Annotated in this window: 19 protein-coding genes; 12 read left to right on the plus strand and 7 right to left on the minus strand. The window is 44.8% G+C overall.

Annotation, left to right across the window (positions count from 1 at the left end):
- The first annotated feature begins 101 nt into the window (after positions 1-101).
- A complete protein-coding gene (locus NQ117_RS15840) occupies positions 102-734 on the plus strand; it encodes a Yip1 family protein (protein WP_258278988.1) in 633 nt (210 codons plus the stop codon).
- 148 nt (positions 735-882) lie between these two features.
- Positions 883-1,557: an SOS response-associated peptidase gene (locus tag NQ117_RS15845; RefSeq protein ID WP_258278989.1), complete on the plus strand. Its 675-nt coding sequence runs from the start codon at positions 883-885 to the stop codon at positions 1,555-1,557.
- Between the two features lie 141 nt (positions 1,558-1,698).
- Here NQ117_RS15845 and NQ117_RS15850 read toward each other — a convergent pair whose 3' ends face one another.
- Entirely contained in the window at positions 1,699-2,526 is an 828-nt protein-coding gene (locus NQ117_RS15850) for a hypothetical protein (protein ID WP_258278990.1), read from the minus strand.
- 13 nt (positions 2,527-2,539) lie between these two features.
- Positions 2,540-3,109, minus strand: a complete 570-nt coding sequence (locus NQ117_RS15855; protein ID WP_258278991.1) for a papain-like cysteine protease family protein — start codon at positions 3,107-3,109, stop codon at positions 2,540-2,542.
- 238 nt (positions 3,110-3,347) lie between these two features.
- Here NQ117_RS15855 and NQ117_RS15860 point away from each other — a divergent pair, with 238 nt between their 5' ends.
- The 5 genes from NQ117_RS15860 to NQ117_RS15880 all read left to right on the plus strand — a co-directional run bounded on the left by NQ117_RS15860 (position 3,348) and on the right by NQ117_RS15880 (position 8,456).
- Positions 3,348-4,532 (plus strand): glycerate kinase family protein, encoded by a 1,185-nt coding sequence (locus NQ117_RS15860; protein ID WP_258278992.1) that lies wholly within the window; start codon positions 3,348-3,350, stop codon positions 4,530-4,532.
- 1 nt (position 4,533) lies between these two features.
- Complete coding sequence (locus tag NQ117_RS15865; RefSeq protein ID WP_258278993.1) at positions 4,534-6,003, plus strand: SLC13 family permease; 1,470 nt, start codon at positions 4,534-4,536, stop codon at positions 6,001-6,003.
- Between the two features lie 131 nt (positions 6,004-6,134).
- A complete protein-coding gene (locus tag NQ117_RS15870) occupies positions 6,135-7,073 on the plus strand; it encodes a PD-(D/E)XK nuclease family protein (RefSeq protein WP_258278994.1) in 939 nt (312 codons plus the stop codon).
- A 26-nt stretch (positions 7,074-7,099) separates the two neighbouring features.
- On the plus strand, positions 7,100-7,855 hold the full coding sequence (locus tag NQ117_RS15875) for a DNA-3-methyladenine glycosylase (RefSeq protein WP_309137885.1): 756 nt from the start codon (positions 7,100-7,102) through the stop codon (positions 7,853-7,855).
- Positions 7,856-8,039: 184 nt separating this feature from the next.
- On the plus strand, positions 8,040-8,456 hold the full coding sequence (locus tag NQ117_RS15880) for an ArsR/SmtB family transcription factor (RefSeq protein WP_258278995.1): 417 nt from the start codon (positions 8,040-8,042) through the stop codon (positions 8,454-8,456).
- Positions 8,457-8,583: 127 nt separating this feature from the next.
- Here NQ117_RS15880 and NQ117_RS15885 read toward each other — a convergent pair whose 3' ends face one another.
- From NQ117_RS15885 to NQ117_RS15895, 3 genes are all read right to left on the minus strand, one after another.
- Positions 8,584-9,609, minus strand: a complete 1,026-nt coding sequence (locus NQ117_RS15885; RefSeq protein WP_258278996.1) for a PTS sugar transporter subunit IIC — start codon at positions 9,607-9,609, stop codon at positions 8,584-8,586.
- Positions 9,610-9,611: 2 nt separating this feature from the next.
- A complete protein-coding gene (locus NQ117_RS15890; RefSeq protein ID WP_258278997.1) occupies positions 9,612-10,568 on the minus strand; it encodes an L-lactate dehydrogenase in 957 nt (318 codons plus the stop codon).
- 207 nt (positions 10,569-10,775) lie between these two features.
- The gene (locus NQ117_RS15895; protein WP_258278998.1) at positions 10,776-11,546 is read right to left on the minus strand and encodes a class I SAM-dependent methyltransferase; all 771 of its coding nucleotides are present in this window, start codon (positions 11,544-11,546) and stop codon (positions 10,776-10,778) included.
- Between the two features lie 324 nt (positions 11,547-11,870).
- Here NQ117_RS15895 and NQ117_RS15900 point away from each other — a divergent pair, with 324 nt between their 5' ends.
- From NQ117_RS15900 to NQ117_RS15910, 3 genes are all read left to right on the plus strand, one after another.
- Positions 11,871-12,578 (plus strand): DsbA family protein, encoded by a 708-nt coding sequence (locus tag NQ117_RS15900; protein WP_258278999.1) that lies wholly within the window; start codon positions 11,871-11,873, stop codon positions 12,576-12,578.
- 67 nt (positions 12,579-12,645) lie between these two features.
- Entirely contained in the window at positions 12,646-13,056 is a 411-nt protein-coding gene (locus NQ117_RS15905) for a disulfide oxidoreductase (RefSeq protein WP_258279000.1), read from the plus strand.
- A 61-nt stretch (positions 13,057-13,117) separates the two neighbouring features.
- Positions 13,118-14,389 carry a methyl-accepting chemotaxis protein gene (locus NQ117_RS15910; RefSeq protein ID WP_258279001.1) on the plus strand — a complete coding sequence of 424 codons (1,272 nt, stop codon included), beginning with the start codon at positions 13,118-13,120 and terminating at the stop codon, positions 14,387-14,389.
- 448 nt (positions 14,390-14,837) lie between these two features.
- Here NQ117_RS15910 and NQ117_RS15915 read toward each other — a convergent pair whose 3' ends face one another.
- Positions 14,838-16,055, minus strand: coding sequence for an alpha/beta hydrolase (locus NQ117_RS15915; RefSeq protein WP_258279002.1), 1,218 nt, complete (start codon positions 16,053-16,055; stop codon positions 14,838-14,840).
- Between the two features lie 287 nt (positions 16,056-16,342).
- Between NQ117_RS15915 and asnB the strand changes: the two genes are divergently transcribed.
- Entirely contained in the window at positions 16,343-18,217 is a 1,875-nt protein-coding gene (asnB, locus tag NQ117_RS15920; RefSeq protein ID WP_258279003.1) for an asparagine synthase (glutamine-hydrolyzing), read from the plus strand.
- A 274-nt stretch (positions 18,218-18,491) separates the two neighbouring features.
- Here the strand turns inward: asnB and NQ117_RS15925 are convergent, their stop codons facing one another.
- Positions 18,492-20,078 (minus strand): MDR family MFS transporter, encoded by a 1,587-nt coding sequence (locus tag NQ117_RS15925; protein ID WP_258279004.1) that lies wholly within the window; start codon positions 20,076-20,078, stop codon positions 18,492-18,494.
- Positions 20,079-20,334: 256 nt separating this feature from the next.
- Here NQ117_RS15925 and NQ117_RS15930 point away from each other — a divergent pair, with 256 nt between their 5' ends.
- The gene (locus NQ117_RS15930; protein WP_258279005.1) at positions 20,335-21,246 is read left to right on the plus strand and encodes a TetR/AcrR family transcriptional regulator; all 912 of its coding nucleotides are present in this window, start codon (positions 20,335-20,337) and stop codon (positions 21,244-21,246) included.
- Positions 21,247-21,280 lie beyond the last annotated feature (34 nt).

The raw sequence follows: 21,280 nt of genomic DNA on the forward strand, positions 1-21,280 counted from the left end.
AAGCCCCTTCGTTTACAATATATACGACACCAAGTTTAGGGCCGAGGATCATACCTCGGCTCTTTCTGCATCATTAGCCGAATAATTAAAGGAGCGTGTTTATGTCAGCGAACACGGATGCAATGGTTTGGAAGCAAAGATTAAGAGAGCTTGGTGAGATGTGGTTAAGACCCCGAGAAGTGATGCGTGAACATATGCGAGTAACCAAGTCAGATGGGTTTTCATTGCTGCTCGTAGTCATCAGCTCATTTTTCGGAACGCTGGATGGCTATGCCAAGGATGGTATGGGGGATCATTCATCGCTAGGCACGATCATCCTGCTCGCCTTTGTTGTCGGGATTATTAGCGGCATTATCAGCTTTTATATTAGCAGCTTTCTTATGCTATGGATTGGGACGATGCTCGGGGGGACTGCCGATAGCCAAGAAATTCGTGCTGTTAATGGGTTGGCTGGATACGGACCGCAGGCCATTGTAGGGTTACTATGGATTCCATCTCTTTTTATTTTTGGCAAACAAGTATTTACAACGACAGCTACTGGTTTCTTAGTAGCAGGATGGGCTGCTCTTATCGCGATTGTTGGCTTTGTAATCGTAATATGGAGCTTTGTTATATTGGTCGTTGGTATTTCAGAAGCACATCAGTTTTCTAAAAAAAGAGCGTTGGCAACGATACTCCTGCCTGTTATTCTCATTTTCTTCATAGCTATACTTCCTGCTACAATGCTAGGTTAGTCAATGATTTACTTACTTCTCAGCATCATAATAACGGTTCCGACATGTATTTAAAAATAAAGTCATCATTAATCATCATCACAATCCATCTATGAAATGTATATCCTTTCCACTTGTGCGCAAACTACGCGTACAGGAGGTGAGGGCGATGTGTCGTCAATTATCACTCAGTACGGACTATTCGGAGCTAGAGTCAACGTTCAAGCTTGATGAATCGAGAATTGCTTATCGTCCGCGCTATAACATAAGACCAACTCAGCTTATTCCCATCATTATGGAGCAGGAAGGACGAAGAGTGCTGGATGCTTATCGTTGGGGACTGGTGCCCTTCTGGGCGCCAGACGCGATCAATGCGAATTTAACAGCGGTTGCGGAAAATTCATCATACTTTAGAATGGTGGAGCGCCGACGCTGCCTTATTCCTTGTAACGGATTGTACTATTGGCGTAAGCACGAGAAGCGAATGCATCCGGTTCGAGTCGTTTTGCAGACAGGGGGAATTTTCGGTATCGCAGGGCTTTATGAATGTTGGCGCAGTCCACAAGGCGAAGATCATTACAATTGTACAATCGTGATGTCTCGCGCAAATCGGACGGTATCAGAATTTGATTCCCGGATGCCAGCTATACTGGATCGTGATGAGATGGAAGCTTGGCTTCAACCGAGTTCCTTGGAACTAGATTACTTGAATCGATTGTTAAAGCCAATTGATGATGAACGGTTGCATCTTTACCCAGTATCACCGCTTATTCAATATGAGCACCATGATGATAGTCGTTGCATAGAAGAGATGGATTTAAAGCGTGCATGGATAAAAGCTTAGATTTAATGCATGGAGAGGTTTATCTATCTAAATGTAGAACAGAACATATGCAGAGTATACCGAATAACAAACGAACAAAGAAAAGCAGGCCCTTCCTCTATGGGAGAGCCTGCTTTCTATTTTCAACATCTGAAATGAAGATTAACGTCTTGCTCTTATTTTCATTCCGAACCATAACAGTAACGTACAGAAAAGGGCAATAGTTATGCTAATAAGTACGATCCGAATAATCGGCTGATTCGATGATGTGTCATCGGAAGTGCCAATCATTCTGGTGCCCATTGCACTTGAGCCGCCGTCACGATCCGAATGCTCATTTTGAATCTGGTATTGTTTCAAAGCCTTAATTATAGGTGCAGACTGTATAGCTTCATCATTAGGGACTCCAAACGATTGAAGGTCTTGATTAGGCGAGGCAATGGCAACGAGCTCTTGTTGGGTTTCGCCCAGCTTGACGATATATTTGTCGGACTTATCGGTAACGAGAATATAGGGATTGTTGCCTACAGCAGGGAGTTGCTGTAACGCTGACTTTACATAGCTGGAATCACCGCCAAAGGATTCGAGCTGATAGCCAGAAGAAGTCTTGCTTACTCGCAAAAAGGACATGGCCTGTTGATCGCTGTATACGATAAATTCCCATTGTTCAGTAGGACGAATGACATCTTGAAATGTGTTGGATGTAGAAAGGCTAAGTTGTTGGGGGTCAATTAGATACACGGGGAATCCTTCACCGATAGTTATATTCTGTACCTCTCGCGCAGTTGAATAACCGTATCCATGCGGGTCTTTGCTAACGGCTTCAATAAACAATGGACGGGCCTCATTTTCTATATAGCTTTGTACCTCTGCTGGAATCGACTGTGATTTAAATGCGTCCACCGTGTGAATGAAGGGCGTGCCTATGAATAGGGACACAAATGTGATGAACGTCAGTGTCATTGCGGATGTAATTGTTCTTCTCATCATTTTCCTCCACCTCCTATTTAAACTTGTAAAGATCTTTTAAGCCCCACCGCCAAGTCTGATTATAGGAACTTCCTCCTTTGAATTCGGTATAGCGCATCGATGTTTTTCGGCCGACAAGAGGATCCATATAGTTGATCATGTCATTACCCCCGACCGAATCGTAACCATAAATAACGACGACATGTCCACCTCCAGTGCTCCATTGCCAAGACACATAGACAGGCCGGCTGTTATTGTCAATTTGCGTTTTTATATCGGAATAGGTAAGAGCTCCATCATACAGCCAGCTCGATATTCCAAATTGGACAAGTCCGTTTTGTGTTTCTTGTGCGCTAGCGGAAACGTCCGAGCATGTAGAAGTACCTTTGACTGCTTTGGCGATATCGCATTGTGAAATATGTTTACCGTAGTATTTGAGAATACTGGCACTGGCTCCTGCCCAACACCATAAGCTCTGTTCTTGCTTGACTGCAGGATAGGAAGGGATATTTGTAGCTTGTACTTGAGCAACCATCGTAATGGTAAATACGGCGCAGAATGCAGAAATGAGAATTATCATTTTCTTCCATTTACTTGCAACCATAGAGCTCCCCCTTAATTTGGATTTAATAGGATATTTAAGTGATACATTACTATTAACGAGCATAAGGAAACAGATGTTTCACGTTCTTCTAAAAAAATCCAAACATTTTACATGAACTTATGAAATTAACCTCAATTTCTCACTGTTTTCTAATCTTACTCTCACGGCCTTCTTTGTTTCGATCTTTAAAGTAAGGATTAAGAGAACGACAAAGGGAATTATTGGGGAGGAAAATAAAATGAAGATTGTTATGATACCGTCTGGTTTTAAAGAATGTTTAGATGCTGAGGAAGTTGCAATTGCAATGCAGGAAGGTGTTTGTCGATTTAATCCGTTAGCAGATATCGCAGTGATTCCAATGATCGATGGTGGCGAAGGGTTCGCAAAGACGATTATTAACATAAAAAAAGGCACGTTGATTCATAAAAAAGTAATCGGTCCAGTAGGAAAGATTGTTAACAGTCATTTTGGTGTATATACCGATGAATGTGGTAAAAAGACCGCTGTTATTGAAATGGCTGCGGTAGCGGGTTTGAAGCTTGTGCCGCGCAATCAACGCAATCCGTTGTGGACGACGACTTATGGGGTTGGGCAGTTGATTTCAGCTGCAATGGACTTGGAAGTGGACAATATTTTGATCGGATGCGGAGACTCAGGAACTTCAGATGGCGGTGCTGGAATGGCTCAAGCGTTAGGCCTTCGCTTCCTTGATAAGAACGGAGCAGAGATGGTCGTACGTGGAGGCGGAGACTTGAGGCGGGTGGCAGATATGGATTTGTCTCAATTGGATGGACGTTTGCGTAAAGTCAATATTGATGTGGCGTGCAATTGGCACAATGTACTGTGCGGCGAGAAAGGTGTGGCACGAGTATTTGGTCCGCAAAAAGGTGCAACGGAGGAAGAGGTGGAACAGTTATCATCTGCCTTTGATACGTATGCAGAACTGATTCAAGAACATCTTGATCTTGATGTACGTCAATCTCCAGGCAGCGGTGCTTCAGGTGGACTTGGTGCTGGGCTAGTTGCTTTTACAGGTGCGAGATTGCATCCGCGCTATGATGTCATTATGAAATATATTCAAATTGAAGAGACGATTGAGCAAGCAGATGTTGTGTTGACAGCGGAAGGATGCTTGGACTTCCAAACGCCAAATGGCAAGATACCATCGGAGGTTGCTCGTATTGCGAAGAAGCATGGAATTCCAGTTATTGCGATAACAGGTACAATCGGCAAAGATGCGCATGTGAACTATGATAGTGGAATTGATGCATTTATGAGTATTATTCAGAAGCCAATTTCACTGGAAAAGGCAATGAATAAAGCATCCGTTTGGATTGCAGATAGTGTGGAGGCTTCCATGCGCTATATTCGGATAGGTTATCAGATTGCGCAGCGTGAGCAGCATCAAGGAGGAATTATGTAGGATGGATCCTGAATTAACCAGACAAACTTCATCCCCGCAAGGATGGAGAGCTCGTATTGCGAAACTATCGAACAGCAGAATTTTTAGTACCATTGCTATAGCAGCATCCATTCTACTAATTGCGTTTGTAGATGGACTACCCTATGAAGCGAAAGTAACGGCCTTCTTCTTTCTCCTAGCTATGGGGTTATGGATTGGCAGTTCGCTCCCAGCAGGTTACGTTGCATTAGGTGCTGTTATTGCGATTGTCCTCTTCCGCGGGGCCGAAGCATCCTTGTTATATGAGTCGTTTGCAGAAGAGGTAGTTTGGCTTATGGTTGGGGCGTTTATCATTGGTGAGGCCGTTCGTGAATCGGGGCTTGCTTCTCGCTTTACACGTGCTGTTGTTCGCCGGGCACGCCATTCAGGACATGTCATGACATTGCTTACGTTAGCGCTTCAAGTGGTATCCTTCTTCATTCCATCCACTTCGGGACGAGCGGCGTTGTCGATGCCAATTGTGAAGGAGATTAGTGCTTTGCTGCATAGCAAGCGCGAGAAGCAAACACTTGCTATGCTTGTGCCAATTATGATCTTGATGAGTACATCGGCTACTTTGATCGGTGCAGGTGCTCATGTGATCGGTATCGGTATATTAGAGAAGACGAGTGGTCAGACGATTTCCTATGTGCAGTGGTTTATTTGGGGGGTTCCATTTGTATTGGTCATATGTGCAATCTCCTTACTTGTATTGCAAAAGCTATACGGTTCTAAAGAGCTGTTGCAACCTTTAGCTGAGCCTGCTCGTTCGATAGAGGCGGACCATGCAGTTGCCAGTAATGCCAGCAGCTTAACTGTGATGGAGAAGAAGACATTATGGATGACGGGCGGGCTGATTGTTGCTTGGATGACGGAAAGCTTGCATGGCTATGATTTAGCGTTCATTACGATGATTGGTGCGCTGTTGTTTATGACACCGCAGTGGGGTGTTCTTTCATGGAAGCAAGGGATAAAGTCTGTATCGTGGAGTTTGATTGTATTCGTTGCAGCTGCAACAGCACTAGGAAAAGGCCTTGTTGAGACCGGAGTTGTTTCTTGGATACAACAGCGTTTGTTTCGATTTCTTGATGTGCTGCAGCATGTGCCTGACTTTGTCATTTTATTAACGGTGCTAATCATTACGGTTACTTCGCATTTATATATTACCTCTCATACGACTCGAGCAGTTGTTATGATCCCTGGCCTCATTGTATTCGGGCAATCGCTCGGTTTAAACGAGACGGCGATTGTATTTCTTAGCTTGGTCGCTATGAATTATTGTGTTACATTCCCAGTTAGCTCAAAGGCGCTGCTCCTCTTTTACGAGGACGAAGAGGTTGCTTATGATGCGAAAGATTTGCTGAAACTAAGTATGATTATGCTGCCTATTTATGTTCTGGTTATGATCGTATTTTACTATACGTACTGGAACTGGACGGGGTTAAGTTTATAGAGCGTACACGGTTTGTTGAAGCTTAGGCTGGAACATTGATTGGATGAAGGAGCTTGGCTGCTATTTCGGGTGTGATATAATAGACCGATAGGAACGAATGATCGGATATTACCTGGAAGGGAGCTCTGCATATGCCTCCGAGACCATATCCCGAATGGTCGTGGTCGCCATCACGGCACAATCTTTTTCAAGAATGTAGACGCAAATACTATTATCACTATTATGCTGCACATAACGGATGGTTAGCAGAGTCTTCAGTGCTGGCTCGTAATGCCTATCGTCTTAAGCAGATGACTAATTTATATTTAGTGTTCGGTGATGCTGTTCATAAGATGGCTGAAGAAACGATCAAGCAGTATCATCATTACGGCAAGGCAATCGAGGCGAATGAGCTTGTGAGACGTATACGCAAGTTACTTAATCAGGCATACTTGGATTCTAGAGACGTCGAGACATGGAGGATGCAGCCGAAGTCGAGATTAATGCTAGAAGAAGTCTACTATTTTGGCAGCTTGCCAGACCGTCAGGTTGAACAAATTCGCAGTCGGCTGCCCATATTGGTTGATCGGCTGCTTACGAGCGATAGTATGCAAATGTTTATGCACGGGGACGGTTGTCATCTTGTCGAGATGGAGAAGCTGAATACGATTCAGCTTCGGGGTACAAAAGTATATGTGAAGCTGGACTTTATGTTCCGCAAACAGGATCGCTATATGATTGTGGACTGGAAGACGGGGCAAGAGGATGAGCGCAACGATACCCAGCTAAGACTTTATGGCTGGTACGTTCATGAGAACTATGGCATTCCTTATGAACGCATCGACATTCGCACAGAATATTTACTGAGCGGCCGTTGTCAGATTGATCAAGTGGACGAGCCAGAGATGGAGGCGCTTGTTGCTTATACGGAATCTAGCATGGCCAAGATGCAAAGCTATTTGCTAAATCCGGAATTGAACGAACCGAAGCCGCTTGAAACATTTGAAGTAACTGATGATGAACGCCGCTGCCGCCGCTGCGCATTCCGTGAAATTTGTGAAGGGGCCAAGCCGCAGTCGTATGAAGATTGATGATATAGCCGAGGGAGCTGAAGCGGTTGGATTTGCATATAGATCCTAATGGTGAGAGTGGTCGATCGGACCGTGAGTTGAAGCGGGGAGAGGAACCGTCTCGAGCGCGTTTGCCATTATCATGGTTTCGTCAAGGCGCATTACCGCTCGCTCCACAACTGCTTGGACGTACACTTGTCCGCGTGACAGATGAAGGTGTCATCCGGGCGCGTATTGTGGAAACGGAAAGTTATGTTGCTCCACACGATAAGGGTTGTCACGCTTATAACAACCGCCGTACGAAAAGAACGGAGACGATGTTTCAGAGGGCTGGACATGCGTATGTGTACCTTATTTATGGCATGTACCATTGTTTAAATGTCGTTGCTGCTGAGGAAGGACAGGCAGAGGCGGTGCTTATTCGTGCTGTTGCGCCATTAACGGAGCACGATGAGTCGATTATGAAGAGATACCGTTCACATCGCTCCAACAAAGTCGTTACCTTGAGCAATGGACCTGGCAAGCTATGCCGAGCCATGCATATCGATAAGAGCTTTGATGGTTATGATATGATTGCAGGGGAAGCGATGTGGCTCGAAGCTGGTAGGGCTGTATTGCCAGAGCATATTGTATGTGCGACGAGAATCAATATTCCTTATGCGGAGGAATATGCCAATGTCTTATGGCGATTTTATGTAGAAGATGATCCGTATGTTTCCGTGAAAGACAAGCAGGCTGTGCCTTTATCTGTTCATGAGCGGATGATTGAGACGTTTGGCTTAGAGGATTTCAGTTGGAATTAAGTTCAGCTAGTGTTGATATGCTAAGAAAATAGACAGCTTATATGAACATTAGGGGCTGACTGATGTAGGCGTAAAGCTTACAATATACATAGGAATACATTTGAATACCAGTAAGTCATTTGCTAGAATGGCTACAACATATATCAAAAATGATCGGATATCGGACAATAAAGGAGGGTTTCAGATGGCAGCCAATCAAAAAATAAAAGATGCAGCACAAACGGACACTCAATCAAATAATGAAGTATGTGAGATCGTATGCTATGATGCTGAAAAGATTAGTGCCTTGAAGCATACTGTCGATGATAAAGAAGCACAAGGAATGGCGCAGTTATTCAAAGCGCTGTCTGATCCGACGCGGATGAAAATGGCGATGTACTTGGATAAAGGAGATGAGCTGTGTGTATGCGATATGGCGATTTTGACCGGGCATACGATTGCCACTACGTCGCACCATCTCCGCTTGATGCGCTCCCTCGGGATTGCGAAGTCACGCAAAGAAGGAAAAAATGTATTTTACTCTCTGCATGACCATCACATAAGACTGCTCGTACGCATGACATTGGAGCATATGCGCGAAGAGCATTGCCATGCTGAGTAATGTAATAAGCGGCCTCCATGCTGTTTGTTACTAACCATATGAATCGTCCATTTGTATACAACGGGCTGCCTTTCTGTAGATGATCTTATAACCGTCTACTTGATAAGGCAGCCTTTTTGTTCTACTGCTATTCCTTGGGCAATGCAAGATCCCCTGGTTTGATGTGGCCTGATTTGCGCAGCAGCAAGTATATCGGATACGATATAGCTGCGGGCAAGAGGATATAGGTGATAAGCATGGCTGGAATAATGTAAGCCGGGTTATATATTTGAAGCAGCATAATCGGTGCGATGAATGAGCTAAGTCCCATACCAGCGATCTGGCTTGGCGCCTCAATATGGAAGAGGAGCGCGGATACAGGGCCCATTACTGCACTGGCAACAACAGATGGAATAATAATTTTTAGGTTCTTTGTAATGTTAGGCAGCTGAACTTTTGGTGTGCAGATCGCTTGCGCTAATATGCCCCCGATATCATTTTCCTTCGCGGAAATAAGAGCGAATGCGATAAAGGGTGCTGCACATCCAGCTAAAGCAGCGCCTCCAGCTACCCCCTCTAGATTAAGTGCAATAGCGAGTGCAGCAGAGGAGGCTGGTGACAGGAGAAGCAGGCCCCATACGACTGCCAATACAATTGAGCAAATGAGGAGATTAATTTCCGCTGCTGCCTTAATGAAACCGCCTACCGTATTTAAAATAGGTGTAATTACAGCGCTCAGCCATAGTCCTAGCAATCCTGCTAGAACAATGGAAGCTAGTGGGACAAGCATCATATCAACAGGCGTTCGTCCAGTTAGTCTTTTGCCAATATACACGGCTGCAGTAGCTGCCAAGAGCGCGCCAATAGGTTCACCGGTTGCGATCGTTACTCCTACCGGAGTGATTTGAATAGCCCCTGCACCGACCGCTGCGGCAATCATGGCGGAGAATACGACCAATCCCGTCGAGCCTAGCATGAAGGCAATTCCTGCTCCGATTGCTGGCGACATGAGCATTTTAGCCACGAAACCAATCTTCACAAGAGCTGACCAGCCAGCAAGCTTGCCTACATTTTCAACAAGCAATCCAATTCCTAGCGTGACAAATATGCCTTGTGCAATTCCGTTAGAGGCTTTAAAAACGCGAGTCATTACATATTCACGTCGTTGGCTCATCGTTACGACTCCAATCCGATGGAACTCATGTATTGTTTTAAAAGGTTAACGGAATGGTCGAATTTCTGCTGCTCCTCAGTTGAAAGATGCAGTTGAACGACTTCGCGAATACCTGCTCGGCCAATAACGGCTGGAACGCCTGCTGTTACTCCTGTATAGCCGTACTCTCCATCAAGTACAGTGGATACGGGGATAATTTTCTGGTCATCATTGAAAATGGATCGGATGATATAGACGGCTGCATTAGCAATTCCATAATAGGTTGTGCCTTTGCGGTTGTAGATTTCCCAGCCCGCCTTCTTTGTTTTCTCGACCAAATCATCGAGATCGAGGTTTGAGAAGCGAGCGGGATTGTCCGCGATAACATGCTGCAATGGCTTGCCGCCGATCGTTGCATGTGACCATGCAGCGAACTGTGAATCGCCATGCTCGCCCAGTGTGTATACGTGAATACTGCGCGGATCTGTCTGTATCGTTTCGGACAGCAGCGTCTTCAAGCGAGAGGAATCAATCGTTGTTCCCGTTCCAATTACTCTGCTTCTTGGTAGTCCGCTTAATGTCCAAGTGTAGTGTGTAATGATGTCAACAGGGTTAGAAGCGATAACAAATAAACCTTGAAAGCCAGATTTCATTACTTCCGGGACAATGGATTCTGTTATCTTTGCGCTGGCACCAAGTGTGTCGAGCCGTGTTTGGCCAGCCTTGGGTGGGCCTCCGGCTGTAATCACGACAACATCTGCATCGGCACATAGTTCGTATCCGCCAGCTTGTACGTAAGTACGCCATGGAGTAAAATCTGTGCAATGCGTTAAATCCATTGCTTCGCCAACAGCCCGTTCGCGATTAATATCAATTAATGCGATCTCATCACAAACACCTTGATTGACCAAGCAATAGGCAATGCTGGAGCCGACAAGTCCTGTTCCGATAATCGCTACTTTGCGTTTGTCACTTGCCAAGAGATAATCCCCTTTCTCCTTATTCGAGGTGAATCATGGCTAGGTGGTTGCATACGGCTTTACACATGCAGTACCGTTGCCTTCGGGACTAGTATGTGCCAGTTCTCCACGAATAAGGAATGAGAATAAATGGGGATAATCGCTTGAAACAGAAAAAAGAAAAAGTAAAAGAAAGAGTGCAATCTCTACTTGCTTAATGTTTTTACCCTATAACGGCTTGATGGCTTCTATGCGTATACGTACATAATCAAGGATCCATCGCTCTTTTAGCGGATCAAATAGCTTAGGATGACAGATGCGTTCGATTTGTTCTTTATACGCCAAGTGTTTGTCAGGACTTATGTTTTGAAAATAGACATTTGCAAATGTATCTAACCAGACGGAGAACGCTGATGTATCCTTTTGCAATGGTGTGGGGCGTTCGAATAGAACAGCACGGCGAACATGGAATCCTTGTTGCTCTAATTGGCTGCTGTACATTCCGATGGAGGGGAAGTACCAAGGATTGTTTACTTTCGTGCCTTGCCTGCCTGCTTGCAGTACCGTATGAATAGCGGTTTGTACCGTTGCAATATTACCGATACCGCCGAATTCAGCCACGAATCGTCCTCCTGGACGGAGGACATTCCATACGGAAGCAATCACATCAGCAGGACGTGTCATCCAATGAAGAGCTGCATTAGAGAAGACGGCATCGACAGGGGGTTCTGAGGTGAAATGATGACCATCTACGATGTTAAAACGTAACTGAGGATACTTCGTTAGAGCTTGAGCAATCATCTCAGGTGAATAATCGATGCCTGAGACGACAGCTCCTGCTTGTGCGATGTGGTTAGTTAGGTCGCCTGTTCCACATCCTATATCGATAATTCGCTCTTCGGACTGGGGCTGCAACCATTCGATCACGTCTTGCCCGTGCATGGATACGTAGTCATGCCAATTATCGTACTGCGAAGCGTTCCAATTTACGATGGTCATGCCAGATTCACTACCTTTCCTAATTAGGGTGTGATCAGCATAGCGTAAGATTATTTATTAATCCAATATATAACAACGATTAATTTCATAGGTAGTAACTATAAGTGCCGCTGCTGGCTGATCTTAAATGAATGGGTTTGTTGTCCGCGCTTGGAGGACAACAAAGATGACAAAATATATTCAAAATTAAGTGGCAATCTCGACAGTATTGCAGAGGAAAATAAAGAAAGAAATAGAATTATGTTAGAATATCGATTAAATTAAAACAAGGAAGTTAATGCCTATGTGGCGAATAGTAACAATCAAATTGAGAGGTGACCAAACATGTCAAAACAATCACGCAAAAAAGGAAACAAAAAAATTAGCAAGATAGCTCTTATTGCCTTTCCTATCGTTTTAGTCCTGCTAATCGTATTAGTTGGTTATTTGGACAAGACAGGTAAAGAACAAGCACAACAAGAAAAGGAAACAAAAGTTGTTCAGTTCGATTTGTCGAATCAGCCGGTTATCGGTTCTAAAGATGCAAAGGTAACGCTTGTAGAGTTTGGTGATTATAAGTGCGGCTCTTGTGTGAACTGGAAGCAGCATGTGTATCCTGAATTGAAGAAAGACTTTATTGATACGGGTAAAGTGAAGCTTTCCTACAGCAACATGACGTTCCAGCCAGGTAATACTCGTTTGGCGGCACTAGCAGGGGAAGCTGTATTTGCACAAAACAATGATTCTTTCTGGAAGTTCCATGAAGCTCTTTACAATGATCAAGTAAAGAACTTACCAGAAGCGTTTACTGTAGAATACTTGCTGGATATTGCTAAGAAAGCTGCACCAGAATTGGATCTGAAGAAGCTTGAGGATGATATTCGTAATGAGACCTATGCAGAACAATTAGCGCATGATGATCGTGTAAGCAAAGAGGCACAGGTTAACTCAACACCTACAGTGTTTATCAATGGTAAGCTGCACATGACAGAGCAACCGTTGAACTATGAAGAGCTTAAGGCAGCTATTGAAAAAGCATTAGCAGCTTCCTAATATAGCAGTGAAGTTCATGTAGCTGCTCGTAAGGGGAATTGAATAAACCCATAAAGGAGGCGTCGTAATGTCTTTTTTCCGCCGCTATGGTCTGTATATGGCTTGGATAGTAGCGCTTGTTGCTACCGCTGGCAGTCTGTATATGAGTGAGATATTACTATGGGAACCTTGTAAATTGTGCTGGCTCCAGCGTATTTTCATGTACCCGCTTGTTCTGCTGCTCGGTATTGCGGCATACCGCAACGATCATTCCATTGTCGTTTACGCGCTGCCATTTCCGATTATTGGCGGGAGCATTTCCATCTATCATTACTTGCTGCAAAAAGTGGAGAGCTTTGCGGCAACAATGGGACCGTGCAAAGTTGGAATTCCTTGTAATTTTGATTATTTGGAAGGCTGGCTGACGATACCGATGCTTGCTTTGATTGCTTTTGTTTTAATCATCTTATTGCTTGTAGTTGGCAGAAAACCTGAGTAATGGCAAGGGATTCAGCTGTACGAGGATATATAATCGCTAATCTTTTGGGGGAGATATAGAGATGAAACTCGGTTTAAGAGCTAAGATGGTATTAGGAATATTGATTGTATCTTGTATTACATATGGGACGAGCGGTTTCTTTATATTTGTGATCAAGCCTTATATTGCGCCAAATATGAATGACCTGCTCTATACCTCTATCATATTCCTGCTAGGCATATTTTGGACATGCCTACTCGGCTGGCTGGCTGCGCAAGTGATTGTGAAGCCACTCATGCAATTGACGAAGGCGGCTTATAAAGCTTCTAGGGGGGAGCTTAATGTTAGTTTGCCGACCTATACCCATCAAGATGAGATTCAAGTGCTTGTAGATGCATTCGGCAAGATGACGGATAATCTCAATAACATTGTCCATGAAATAAAGAACAGTGCGAACGTTACGACTACGAGCACCGTTTCGCTTAGTCAAGCCATGGCTCATGCTGCTGGTCAAATTGAGCATATCGCAGTGACAACTGAGCATATGCATGAAGGTGCGGAGCGACAAGCAGTATGGGCGACGAAGACTTCAGAGACGATTCAGGAGATTCATGAATCAGCTGTTGCAGTTCAGAAGCGCGCTGCTGATACCCAGCAGATGACCCAGCAAATGTTGAGCACATTGTCTCAAAGTGAGCATATGCTTTCTTCTATCATTGACGGAATGCTTCAGGCTGCAGCATCAGGGAAGCAATCGATTCAAACGGTGAAGCGATTGAATGAACAAGCTGAGCAAATCGGCACAATATCCTATACCGTTCGAGAGATTGCAGATCAAACGCATTTGCTCGCGCTAAACGCATCCATCGAAGCCGCACGTGCGGGGGAACATGGTGCTGGCTTTGCGGTTATCGCATCGGAAGTACGCAAGTTGGCAGAGCAGTCGGCAGATGCGGTGAATGATATCAACGAGCGTATCGTTCAGATGCAAGCTCAAATGAAAGAAGCAGTAAACTTGATTACGTCCCAAGTGGAGACCGTAAACAAAGAAGCTGACAAGAAAGACGAGGCAGCATTAGCATTAACAAACATCGCGACGGTGACGAAGCAAGCTTCAGCGGCTGTGCATGAAATTGCAGAGGCCGTGCATGAACAGACGGCTCGCTTCTCCAACACGTTGGAACAAACCGAGCAGATGACAAGCATTTCAATGGAGATGGCTGCGGGTTCAAGGCAGGTGGCTAGCGCTACACAGGAGCAAAATGCATTCATGGAAGAGATGGCTGCATCGGCTGACCTGCTGCGTGATCAAGCGGATCGTCTTCAGGATCAAATTGCTGTCTTCAAAGATTAAAGTGGATTAACGTTGTTGAAGCTAAGTTATTGAAATTGAAACATGAGCAAGCAGATGTTATCGTGCATCATTCATAAGTGATCATTATAAACACTGAATATAAGCAACGAAAGGAAGGAGCCACAATGCGGCTCCCAACTTTATGAAGGCCCCTTTTATAAAAGGGGCCTTTTTCTACGTAGTCATGAAGCGAATTTTAATTTGGTAAATCGGAAATAGGAAGTTTGGCAATTGGACAAAAGTGCAGCTATTTCAAGAAGAAATCCGCATTTGGAGACATTTTAGGACAAACATGCAGTTGTTTTTCCCGATTATGCGCGAAATTAGGCAAAGATGAAAAAATAACTGCACTTTTGCAGATAATGCCTTAATAAGCGTGTCTGTACATGAAAATAAATGCATTTTTGTCTCGGATTCCACCAGACATCGAAGTGAATTCCGATATCCTTTAAGCAAAGTTAGGTTCTAGTACAGTTGTTTCCCCGGCTTCTTCTGCTGCTTCTACTGCGTCCTCCTCTGGTAGCGCAGGGGCAACAGAAACAGCAAAAACAGCAAGGGGCTCACTCGTATCAAGTTGTAGATCATTTTTCTTATTGTCAGTAGAAGCAGCAATGACTGCCGTAGGTTGATCAGGTGGTGCAGATTGAACAGAGTGAACAGGGTGAACAAATGGAACAGATTGAGCGGCAAGAGTAGAATTGAACTCGCTAAGTTCTGCAGAATAAATGGACTCTGCTTGCTGACTTGGCAGCCCCACATATCGCGTCACGAAGTTGATGACGGCATTCCGATACAATTCTCGCTCACGACAGTGAGATACGCCGTGGGTTGCTTTATCCACGAGTAACAATTCTTTTGGTTCTGGTTTCACTGCATATAAATCTTCACTCATTTTAGTGGGGACAAAAATATCGGCTGCCCCGTGTATGAATAAGATTGGCAGTTTCGATTGTGCTATGGCACGAATAGGACTAACATCATTCATCTCAAAGGCTGCCTTACGTTTCAGTAAGCGATCAATTAATGGCATTAACGGCCAAGCAGGTGCGCGATTGAGCTTCACTACTTGATGGCGTATAAGCTGGGTTAAATCTGAGTATGGACAATCGGCCACAATAAATCGAACTTGCGGACGATGGATGGTAACGTATTCAAGAGCAGTGCCGCCTCCAAGTGATTGCCCGTGGAGGCCGATAATGCTGTCATCTCCATTGCGTCTTACCACCCAATCTACCCAAGCCTGTACATCGTATTTTTCCATATAGCCGAATGTTGCGTATTTTCCTTCGCTATTGCCATGACTGCGCTGATCAATCAATAAAGCGTTAAATCCGACCTGAGCAAACATATCGATAAATTGAGAAGACCATGGTAATGCGCCTGTATAGCCATGTACGAAAATCATCGTTCGTTTGGAATGGGGATAGAGCTCAATATAAGTGCCGTATAATTGCAGCCCATCATGACTTTGGATGCGCACTTCTTCTTTTTGAAGGTCGTTGAACTGCTGGCGTGAAAATATTTGGTATTCTTCCAGTAAATCTAGGCAATTGTCATACGAAGAGCGCTTCATACGCGTCATTTGATGTACAGCAATTCGGGGCATGCAACAAAGCGACAGCAGTACAAATGCACCAAATCCCGATAGCAGTAGTAACCACAACATGGCATCGCCTCTTTTGGTTGAGACCGAGGTCATTCAGGTTGTTGCCTTTCTTTTTGACCCCTTGTCCTTATTGTTTGTTCCTTGTTTGTTCCATATAGGTTGTTCTGAAAAGCTTCAAATTACACGTTTATAAGACAAGGAACTGGTGCAAAAAAATAGGGGTAGGTGTCGCAATTGGTCAAAAAGGTTTATAATGTAACACAGGTTAAGTCCCTGCGGTCGGTAGGGGCTTTATACTGATTATTATTCGACACCGTTTAGCGTGTAGCGAAGGGATTGGAACTGGAATGTGTGGTATTGCTGGGTTATTACAATTAAACGGCCAACTGCCGTCTGAACATATGATCCGCGATATGATGGCTGTTATTCATCATCGCGGCCCAGATGACGGGAAACTATGGGTCGGCGATCGCGTCGGACTTGGATTCCGTCGTCTATCCATTATTGATGTGGCTGAAGGAGCTCAGCCATTGAGCAATGAAGATGACTCGATATGGCTCATTTTTAATGGAGAAATCTACAACTACATGGAATTGCGCGAAGATTTAATTGCTCGCGGACACCAATTCAAAACACATACAGATACAGAAGTTATTGTTCATTTGTACGAAGAGTACGGAGAAGATTGTGTGCACCATCTGCGCGGTATGTTCGGCATCGCGATTTGGGATCGTAACAAGCAGCAGCTCTTCATTGCGCGTGATCATTTTGGTATTAAGCCTGTTTATTATTATCGCAATGAAGATGTTTTTGCTTTCGGTTCGGAAATTAAGAGCATTTTGACGGTGCCAGGCGTACCTCGCAAGCTGAACATGAATAGTTTCTACAATTACTTAACGTTCCAATATGTACCGGACCCGGATACGATGTATGAAGGCATTCATAAGCTGCCTCCAGCACATTCGATTACGATCCCATTCCAAGGCGAGCCAAAGCTTCGCAAATATTGGGATCCGATGTTCGATCCAGTGGACCGCCCATTGGCTCAAGTATTGGATGAGATTCGCCATGTAATGAAAGACTCTGTTGAGCATCATCTTCATAGTGAAGTTCAGCGCGGTTGTTTCTTGTCCAGTGGTATCGATTCCACGATTACTTCAACAATGATGCGTTCAGTGGAGCCAATCAAGACGTTCAGCGTTGGTTTCGAAGGGCCGAACAATGAAACGATTATTTCCCGTGATACAGCGCGTCAAATTGATACGGAGCATTTTGAGCGCATGATTACACAGGAAATGTACTTTGATGCTGTACCTCGTGCGATCTGGCACTTGGACGAGCCTGTTGCAGATCCTTCTGCCATCGCATTGTATGAAGTAGCGCGCTTGGCAAAAGAGCATGTAACGGTTGTGCTTTCAGGTGAAGGTGCAGATGAGCTGTTCGGTGGATACCGTATTTATCGCGAGCCGCATTCCTTGCGTTACTTAGATTGGATGCCAGACGGCATGAAGGGCTCTGTGAACGCAATGCTGCGCAAGCTGCCGAACTTCTACGGCAAGAACTACTTGATGCGCGGTACGACGCCATTGGAGCAGCGCTTCCTTGGAAATGCAAATATTTTCTCGGATGATGCGAAACCGGAACTTCTGCGTGTAACGGCTGAGCAGTTGGCTTCCTTTACGAAGCCGTTTGATAAAGCGGGCGAATATTATGCGCGTACAAAGCATCTCGATCCTGTATCTCGTATGCAGTATATCGATATGAATCTATGGATGCCAGGTGATATTTTGGCGAAGGCGGACAAGCTGACGATGGCTCACTCGCTTGAGCTGCGCGTTCCATTCTTGGACCGCAAAGTATTTGATGTGGCACGTACGATTCCGATGAAATATCGTATTGCAGAAGGAACGACAAAGTATGCACTGCGTCAAGCGATGAATGGAATCGTTCCAGATTCTATTCTGAATCGCCCTAAGCTTGGTTTCCCTGTACCAATGCGTGATTGGTTACGCACAGACCGTGCGGGCATCATGTGGGAGCAGATTTCTGCGAGCGGCATCGATCCAATCGTAAACTTGACTCAAGTGGAAGATATGTTCCGCCGCCATCAAGCTGGCCAAGGCGACTACTCTCGTAAAATATGGACGTTGTATGTGTTTGCCTTGTGGCATAACACGTACATCAAAAATAGCAATATCGCATTCTCAGCGAATCATAGCTAAGATTAGCGTGGATAAACGCTGTTTTTTTGAGAAATAATGAGCTGCTAATGCGCTGCTGCTACTTGCAGCAGTGCAACGAATAAAAGGTACCCTCTGTCTTCCTTGTTGCGAAGTCGAAAGGGTACCTTTTCCTTTTGTATATCGTTATCGTTTATATACATACCAAGTAATTGCGATTCATGTAAATGAATTGTAAATGAATGAAGTACAAGCACAAAGCACGAAGTACGAAGTACAGCAGTTTGTAGCTTACACTCACTCGTCTAGTTTCATATTACAATTCTGCACTTTTGCTTTTGTTACCGTGAGGCTCAATTCGTCCATTTCCAATAAGCAGCGTCAAGAGAATCCCCAATGCAGCAATGCCAAAAGCCCATATATAAACAGAGGAGAACGAGGTTGCCCATGCGCTTTTCACTGTCGTCAACAGAGCTGAATGCAATTCAGTGCCACCTGATATCGTGTCCGGCGATGTGATAAGTGCATATAAATCATCAGAATGTGTACCCGTTTGTTCTAGGGCTGTTTGTAATGGAGGCTCAGAGTTGTTGATAGCATCCGTCATATTACGTTTAATAGCTTCGTTCATAATGACATTAAACAGCGCGGTTCCGATAGCTCCACCAATCGAACGGAAGAAGGTTGAAGTGGAAGTTACAGTGCCTAGCTGGTCTTTTGAAAATGAATTTTGAACGATGACCGTAATCGCTGGCATGACCAATCCAATCCCAAGCCCGAGCACAATCATAGCGATGCTTGCTTGCGAAATCGTTGTTGTAACACCCATCATACTCATGAAGTAGAAGCCGAGAACACATGTCGTCATGCCTATCGAGAGCAGTGTGCGATAACGAATTTTCAATAATAGTCGAGTTCCGATAATGCTAGTTATAATCATCGCAATCATCAGCGGTGTCATCGTTGATCCTGCTTCCACTGGGGATACGCCGACAATACCTTGCATGAATAGTGGGACGAACATAATAGCGCCGAACAAGCTAAGTCCAATCAGAAAGGATAATGCTGTGCATATTTGAAACACGCGATTTTTGAACAAAGATAAACTAATAATGGGCTGTACAGCACGCTTTTCAATACATATAAATCCAAGCAAGAAGATGAGCGAGGCGCCGAATAACAGCAGCGTCATCCATGAATTCCAAGGGTACTGCTCACGATCAAGTGACAGACCTAGTAAGAAGAGAACGAGACAGGGGACGAATGTAACGATGCCAAGCCAATCAATGGGCTGCCGCTCAACAAGTGGTCGGTTCTTATCGACGGTTGCCATTCCAATAAAGATAAATATCGTAGAGAGGATACCAAACGGAATGTTCATCCAAAATATCCAGTGCCAACTCGCATAGTCTACGATAATTCCCCCGAGCAGTGGGCCAAGTATTGAGCTAAGCGCATATACAGCACCTACTGCGCCTTGCCACTTAGCTCTATCGGCCGGCGAGAAAATATCGCCGATCATAATTTGAGTCAACGGCATAATCATGCCGCCCCCAATTCCTTGCAGACCGCGATAAGCAATGAGCTGCTCCATCGTCTCCGCGTTGGCGCAAAGAACAGAACTTATAAGGAAGATGAGCCATCCAATCGCATAGATGCTTCGTCGTCCCACAATATCAGATAGTTTTCCTGCGATAGGAATAACAGCCGTAGATCCGATCATATAAGCAGTTGTTATCCATGACATGATCGACAAGCCGTTTAAGTCGCTCATGATGGAGGGAAGTGCCGTACCGACGATCGTCTGTTCCAGTGCGCCAAAGAACATGCCAAGCAGGAGGCCTGCCAATACAAATCCCCGGTTAGGATTGGGATGTGCAGCGTTTGAAAGAATGCTGTTCATTTTTTCGATTCACCTCATTCATCTTCGACGTGTGCTTCAAGTTGGCTGAATGAATTTGACTGACAAGTCACGCCTTAATATTAGGGATAATATACATAATAATGACCGTATAGTCAAAAGGTTTTTCATCATACATATTTAAGGAGTGGATGGTTGTGTGGTATGTTGTAAACGGACGATAGAGATTCATGTTTATATCGTTTCGACTACCTAGTCAATGTCCATGTACGATTGTTATTCGTAAGGAGGCGAGCTGATGGAAGCGAAGAAGCAAAGCATCATGGAAGAAGCGTTGGCGCTGTTCGCCGAAAAAGGGTATCATCAGACGTCCATTCAAGAAATAGCTGACCGAACAGGTATTGCGAAAGGCTCGGTATACTCCTTCTTCCGATCAAAGGAAGAGCTTATGATGACGATATTTGAGCATTACCATCAACAAATTTATGGAGCCTTGCAGCACATCTTGCAAGAGCCATTACCCTCCAGAGAGAAACTGGAGCGACTTATTATGCAGTCTTTGGATCAATTTAGTCGGTTCAAGCTGTTTGTTTCCTTCCAACGTAAAGAGGTTCATCTTCAACAAAAGAAGGAACTGCGGGAGCTTATTTTGTCTTACCGCGCGAAGAAGCTTTATGCGCTTCGCCAGGTAATTGCAGAAGTATATGGATTAGAAGCGCAGCCATATTGGCTTGATCTCGCCACAACGTTAAACGGTGTTATTGCTGAGTTCATAAACTATGTTGCTTTCGATGATAAACTGCTGGATTACCGTAAGGTGGCTGCTTATATCATTCAAGTGATGGATGGTGCGGCTGAAAGAATCATGCGTGATACACCTGTACCTGTACTGAACGAAGCGATGATGGACGATATTATGCGTGTCGGTCGGACAGGCTTCTCGAAGCACCAAGAACAGATGTGGGAGGCGGCTGCTGCATTGAAGCAGGCGATCGAACAATCTTCTACAACAGCCGAGATCATTCATGATGAAGTGAGGCAGGCATTTTCTTTCTTAGAGAGTGAAATGCTGCAAGGACGTGGGACGAGTATACAGGCTCGGAGCGTGACGATGTTCCTGCAAGCGCAGCAGCAGACTACTATTAAAGAGGCTGCTGGGCGGTTATTGGAGTTATTGTTGGCTGAGCGCGATCGGTCGAGCGGAGGGTGAACGATACAATGAGCGGTAGACAAGCAGTGCCGTC

The organism is Paenibacillus sp. SC116 (assembly GCF_024733555.1).
In the GTDB taxonomy this organism is placed as follows: domain Bacteria; phylum Bacillota; class Bacilli; order Paenibacillales; family Paenibacillaceae; genus Paenibacillus_B.